Raw genomic sequence first — 6,110 nt, forward strand, 5'->3', positions numbered from 1 at the left:
TTTTTGTTTGGCTTCAACCCGCAAGCAGAACTTTGGAACGGTCGCTTAGCGATGATCGGTTTCTTAGCTTATTTGCTCTGGGATGCTGCTGGATTTAGCGTTCTGCGTGACATACTTCACTTTCTGCCTACCTACATTGCTAATTAATGAGTAGGTATCTTTCCTGTCTGGCAGCGTGAGTAAATGCCGCCACTGCCAGACAGGCTAAAAGTTACAAATGGCAGCGAGTATGGTTGTGTCCCTTTGTATCTTTCGTTACTTTTGAATGGCATTAAAAGACTTCTTGCTGTGATTCGATGATTATGGGTGGGGGCGCTGTCGCTGGCGCGGTGAATATTAATAGCAACAGATATTTATTGCGTAAAGGCGCTCGCCCCTGCTATATTTTTGGCAAGAAATCTCATCGAGCATTTCTGATAATTTATGAAAAATAGGAGCATCCACGATGATTAACTCAAATTTACTTGCAGTAGTAGAATCGACACTGGCTGACACAGCATCAGGAAATTGGCAAAAACCAATAGTGATGTTTGTTTGCAATATCTTAGCATTGCTAGTTCTCAGCCGCCGAATTTGGCATCCCCATGTCGGGCCGAAAATGCCTTTACCTTTCCCCTCTTTGTTCAACAACGTTAGCGTACCGGCATTTCTGGCTTGCCTGAGCGCAGGTCATTTGCTCGGAGCCTTCATGATTTTGACCCTCAACATCGACAAGTATTTTTAGGCGAAATTGCGTCGCTTTTTTGTGGTATTGTATTGCTCCAATTTTTAGTAGGTTAAAAAGTGCCAAAAAAATGGTAGAGGTAAGTAAAAAGCACTCACCCCTAATTTTATTTTGCTTGGCTGATTTACGGTATGAAAGGCTAAATATGCAAGTCATATAAACCATTATCCACAAAGGTTGGGGATTTTCAACTTATTTTTTTCATACCCTGATTAAGGCGTTGCTTAATCAGGGTATGAATTAACTTTTATCGGAAATTACAAAACTCACCGTCAAGCAAGCTTATAGCAATTGGGAAATCTCAATTCCTACCTGTATTCAGCAACAGATTAATTCGACTGAATTTGCGAATTCAAAACCTTAGAAATACGATCGCGCGTTTCCTCCAAATGAGCCCGCGTATAAGCATCCGCATTCCGATCCAAATTCCGAATACTCTTGCTCAAACCCTCCCGCAACTGCCGCAACTCGTACCAAGCCAAACTCCGCGCATCCTCTGGAATACTGGTTTTTCGCAGCACCATTCCGATCAAAATCGCCAAATGTTCCCGCTGCAAAGAACGCCGAAAAGTTGAAATTTGCATCTTCTTTTCCGGCTGCAAAACCTCTTTCCAGATATCCTTTTGCACAGTATCCAACACTTCCGGCAACCTCAAAGCAGTTTCTGGCGCTGATTTTAACTCCGCATCCCGCAGCCTCGCCAAGCGCATCGGAGATAGCAAAACCCGCAACACAAACCGCTGCAAAAAAGTAATTCGATCGCCGATCGGGTAATCTAGAGGAAACACCAAAGCCGGGCTTCCCCAGTGTTCCCAGCGCGAAGGCGCCAATTTGTTGAGCAATTCCGGGGCAAAACTAAACGCATCCGGGGCAAAAACGTACTTCTCTAATGTTGCCAAAGCTTCTCGCTGCTGAGAAAGTTCGATCGGCACAAACGGCAACTTCGCATTACTATCTCCAGGGCGAATCCGATTAAACGACTGTCCCCCCACATACAAAGTCGCATTCATCACCTGCTGAACATAATACCCGAACACCGAATCAAACATCACCCGCAGTTCGTTATAACCGTCTTCCCCAACCGGAATTCGCTTTTCTAAACGCTTCCACATCGCCCTAGCATTATCCAATTGCCATTGCGAATACCTCAGCATATTGGCGCTGAGATCAAAGGTATTCGCAGCGGGATCGAGAATATCAACAGAATCCTCATCCGGCGCGTAAGCTAATTGCTGTTCCGCAGCGCGGCTGGCAATTTGTTGCAGCGCTGGTAAGTCGCTGTTCGGGTTTGCGCCGCCAATCACCTTGTAACCATACTCGATCGCCCAATCGTCGTAAGGCCCTACAATCGTTGGAAAATAGTCGCCCTGCACAGTTCCCTGCGGTGCCAAATTAATCGGCACATAATCCATCACCGACGCAATCATACCTTGCGTGCGAGTTACCTGAGTATTGTTCAAATCCTCCGGTTGCAGCATCGTACTCCCGTGAAAATTGTGCCTCAAACCAAGAGTGTGACCGACTTCGTGCGCCGTCAAATATCTGATATATTCCTTCACATAATTGTCAATCGTCCCACTGCTAGGCGCTGCATTTTCCAACAGATCCATCGACATTGCCCCGATCGCAAACTGCCGGCTCGATTCCAACCCAAAACACATATCCGAACTCGACATCAACCGCGATAAAGGCGATCGCTGTTGCTCTTGGTATCTTTCTACCAAAGTCGGCAAATCATCAGCAATTCCACCTTGACCATTTTCCCCGCTGCTTTTTCCTAAATCGCCATTTTCTAGCACCTTCAAATAGCGAGAATACATCCCAAACTGACAGGGATTGGTATTAGAACCGTTTCGCCCTTGAAAACTCTTAGATAGCGAGCGATTTTGTTCCACCAAAGACCCATAGCCCTGTTTGATTTCCCGGACAACATTAGCATCCAAAAGAATGTCAGCATCCAAAATTTCCCCAGTCAGCGGGTTAGTGCGAGACGGCCCGATGCCTGCAAACTGAGGCTCAAAAGAACTCGACCAGCGAATAGTATTGTAGCGAACGTCAGCCGGGTCCCATTTAGCATTGTCCGGCATTTGTTTAACCTGAATTGCCTCACTAAAACCTGCCTTTTCAAAAGCTTTGTTCCACTCCAAGACTCCCTCGCGAATTGCATTTCGGTATTCGGGAGGCACATTATTTTCAATCCAAAAGACGATCGGCTGTACCGGCGGCGACATCGGCGCTGTCGGGATTTGCTTTTGCAAATGCCAGCGATTAATATAGCGCACAAAAGGCTCACGGCTCCTCTTGTCAGAAAAGTCCTTATATGCTGTAAGAAAATAGCCCACTCGCTCGTCCGCCAGTCTGGGGCGGTAGCCGTTATTTAGGGGCACTTCCGAAAAACTGTAGTGAATGCGGAGGTTAAAAGCCCGACTGTCAGGAATCGAAGGTAAATAGTTAAGTTCACTGTCATTATCGCTAGAAAAACCGTAAATAGAAGCAATTTCTACATTCAGCGGAAACGCTTTAACATCTTTAAAATAAGACTTGTCTTCATCGATCGAGTAAGAAGCGCCCAAAATCATCGGCAGAATCGCTTTTACCCCTGGTAAATCCCGCTTTTCGCTCATCAGCAAATCGCCTAAATCGATCAGCAGAGTTTGTCTTTGCGAATGAATGCTTTTGAGTGGCAAAGAATAGAGAATCGACTCGCTAAATCCCCGTTCTACCGAACCTGCTTGCGGGTCGCCCGGCCTGGTGCGAAAATTTACATTTGGTATCACAAACTGCACGTTATTTTGGACGCGCCGCAGTTGAAACAAGAAATCGCCGATTGGCATTCCGCTCAAAATACCCGCTTCCCCCAAACCCGATGCTAATGTCACAAAGCACAGAAACTTTTTGTTGAGTTGTTCCGGTTTAATTTCCAGATATACTTTATCAGTGGCTGGATTGCGGTAAAGGGTAAATAATCCCTCTAACTTTTGTGCGTCTTTAACCACCTGTTCAAAAGGTGCCAGAGTTGGCTGTTCGCTACTTTGTTCGTTACTGGGCGGCCCAGAGGATAAAGCTAAAGGTAAAAAGAAACCTTTATACAAACTGAAGCAGAAAAATGCTAAAGATAATATAAAAAATATCAAAGACCAATTTTTTCTGGGACTTTTTATCTGTTGATTTTTGCTAGTTTCAGGAAATATCAATCTTTTCATTTTCAGTATCCAGCAGCCGGAAAGAATAGTTTTGAAAGAGCCGCCCCACTCGCAAAGCTGGGCTTCTTTAACTTCTAAAATAACTCAAAACTCAAAAGTCAAAACTACTGTTTCGCGGGCCAGGGAATCATGGGATCTTGAGCCAACCGTTTAGAAACTGCAATAGCACCGTAACGGTTGAGGTGGCTGGGGTCAGAAAAAGATTCCCGCGCCTGCGGCCACAATAAACTCTTATCTAGGAAAATTAGTCCGCTTTGGGCTGCTAATTCTTGCATATATTGCCGGAATTCTTGTTCGTAACCTGTCCGCACCGGGTCTAAATAATCTTCAGTCAGAGGCATATTCACAAACACGAGATTGATGTTGCGAACCTTGGTAAATTCGATCAGATTTTTGAGTGCTAGAGCTTGTTCGCCTATCAATTTAAAATTTTGATAGTCGGAGTCGTAATAACCAGATACTTTCGGGTGCTTCTGAAAGTAAGTTTCCGGATTGAAGCGTATATCGATCGGCAAAAAGCCATTTGGTTGATACTCGCTGACTGGTTTACTCACAGCAGTGGGCTGAACGTTTTCAGTTGTTTGTTCACCCAGGGCTGCGGTGTGGGGGCTGTCGGTTGCAACAGGGGCTGAGGGATTAACTATTGATCGCAAAAACCCTTTAAGTCGATCGCGCTTTTTGTAAGTTGCAGAACCCTCCACCAACTTTTGACTCACCACTTGCTGAACATTAGCTTGAGCTTGTCCCAAATTGTTCACCAATTGAGTGGCAGTCACCACCGGATTGTTGGCGCTTTCCTTCGATGTTTCGGATTCTAATTGATTGGTGCGGATCAGAAAACTACCCCGGCTCAATTGCCTGTAACCTTCCGAAGAAGCGATCGCACTAAAAGTCAAATCCGGCCGCCCGCTGTTGAGAGCCCTTGCCCCGTCAGCCAACACCAGCAATTTCGGCAGTTGTTGCGGCGGCAAAATCCGGCGGATGAGGGAATCTACAACCTGGAGAGTAGCTCCATTAACTCCAAAATTGTAAGCCCTCAGCCCCGGGTAGCCCGAAGCGGCCAAAGCGGTTTCCAAAACCGCCGGGTCGATCCCCCGCAGCGCCCTCGAACTACCGACAATTAAAATATCTGGTGGTTTTTTGTGCAGGTGAATGTACTCTTGATAGCGCGCTATCTGATCGTCAAGCTGCTCGCTTCTTAAAGTCGGGAATACCGTAGGAGCAGAAACATCAGCTACAGGAACGCTAGTATTTCCCGGCTTCGTAAACCCAGAGCCATTGAAAGCCTCTTGCTGGTTCGCTTCCGGCGACGGTTGCAACGGAATTTGAGGCAAATTCAGCTCCCCAGAAGGGGGAACGGGGTTAGCGGTTTCATTCGGAAGTCGGGCTGTAACGTCGCCCGAAGCCTTGGGAGCTGAGTTTTGACAATTTGGGCCGCTGCAAACTTCGGAAGCGCTAGGAGCTTGACTAACCGTCGCAGATTGCAGAAATAGACCCAGGAGCCAATCGGTATTGAAAGTCAGCAGACAGCCGGCGATCGCCCAAATCAAGGCAATTCCCACTGCGCGATCGGCTCTGACGCCCCCCGGCGCAGCAGCATTCGTTGACAAACCATCGTTGGGAACAAACAAACCCGAAGCTACAAGCGGTTGCACCGCAGCTTGAACTAATTTCTCGCCCAGATTGTATCCGGGGAGTCTGATTTTGAAACGCGGCCGCCAGGAATTGGGCATCGGAGCATCGAACACCAAATTGTCGCCCAAGCCCGAAAAACTCCCATCCTCCGCCGGTGCAAACTCCGGCACCGGTTCCTTTTCCAACACAGCCACTTGGGAGGGAACTGGTGCGGGTGTCGTCGCTGATTCCTCGTCAACAGCCGTTCTGAGGTCGATTGCGTAGCGCCACAGGGGAAGTTTCTGGCCCGCGCGGCGTCCGTAGACTCGCACCCCTGCCACTCCCGGAATTTGTAACTGCCGCAAGAATTTAGCCACCGGCGGCCCGACCTTCGACTGAGAAGGGCAAGTCAGAGCTTCAGTCATGACGTGCAGCACGTTGGCTTTTTGCAGTACGACAGCCCGAATCCCCCCTGTTTCCAGCTTGCGTCTAAGATTGGGGTTGAGCAACCTGTTCAATAAAAAAGTCAGAGCCAATTGGTCGCCCTCGACTGCCAGCGTTCTAGCGTT

Annotated in this window: 3 protein-coding genes and 1 pseudogene; 2 read left to right on the forward strand and 2 right to left on the reverse strand. The window is 47.6% G+C overall.

The annotated features are described in order from the left end of the window. Nucleotides 1–3: 3 nt before the first annotated feature. Nucleotides 4–147: a chlorophyll a/b-binding protein gene (locus QUA38_RS26950; protein WP_445305112.1), complete on the forward strand. Its 144-nt coding sequence runs from the start codon at nucleotides 4–6 to the stop codon at nucleotides 145–147. Between the two features lie 298 nt (nucleotides 148–445). Next, nucleotides 446–724 (forward strand): Photosystem I reaction center subunit PsaK, encoded by a 279-nt coding sequence (locus QUA38_RS26955; RefSeq protein ID WP_333167316.1) that lies wholly within the window; start codon nucleotides 446–448, stop codon nucleotides 722–724. Between the two features lie 329 nt (nucleotides 725–1,053). On the opposite strand, the gene QUA38_RS26960 is transcribed toward QUA38_RS26955, so the two are convergent. Together QUA38_RS26960 and QUA38_RS26965 are read right to left on the reverse strand one after the other, a co-directional pair. After that, on the reverse strand, nucleotides 1,054–3,927 hold the full coding sequence (locus tag QUA38_RS26960) for a zinc-dependent metalloprotease (protein WP_333167318.1): 2,874 nt from the start codon (nucleotides 3,925–3,927) through the stop codon (nucleotides 1,054–1,056). Between the two features lie 104 nt (nucleotides 3,928–4,031). Beyond that, nucleotides 4,032–6,110 (reverse strand): annotated as a pseudogene (locus QUA38_RS26965) (hypothetical protein); the annotation flags it as partial.

It is taken from the genome of Microcoleus sp. Pol12B4 (assembly GCF_036701385.1).
Taxonomy (GTDB): Bacteria; Cyanobacteriota; Cyanobacteriia; order Cyanobacteriales; family Microcoleaceae; genus Microcoleus.

What these genes read in the sequence shown, in the direction of transcription:
- QUA38_RS26955 (WP_333167316.1), top strand. Translation starts at nt 446, where the DNA reads ATGATTAACTCAAATTTACTTGCAGTAGTAGAATCGACACTGGCTGAC.
- QUA38_RS26960 (WP_333167318.1), bottom strand. Translation starts at nt 3,927, where the DNA reads ATGAAAAGATTGATATTTCCTGAAACTAGCAAAAATCAACAGATAAAA.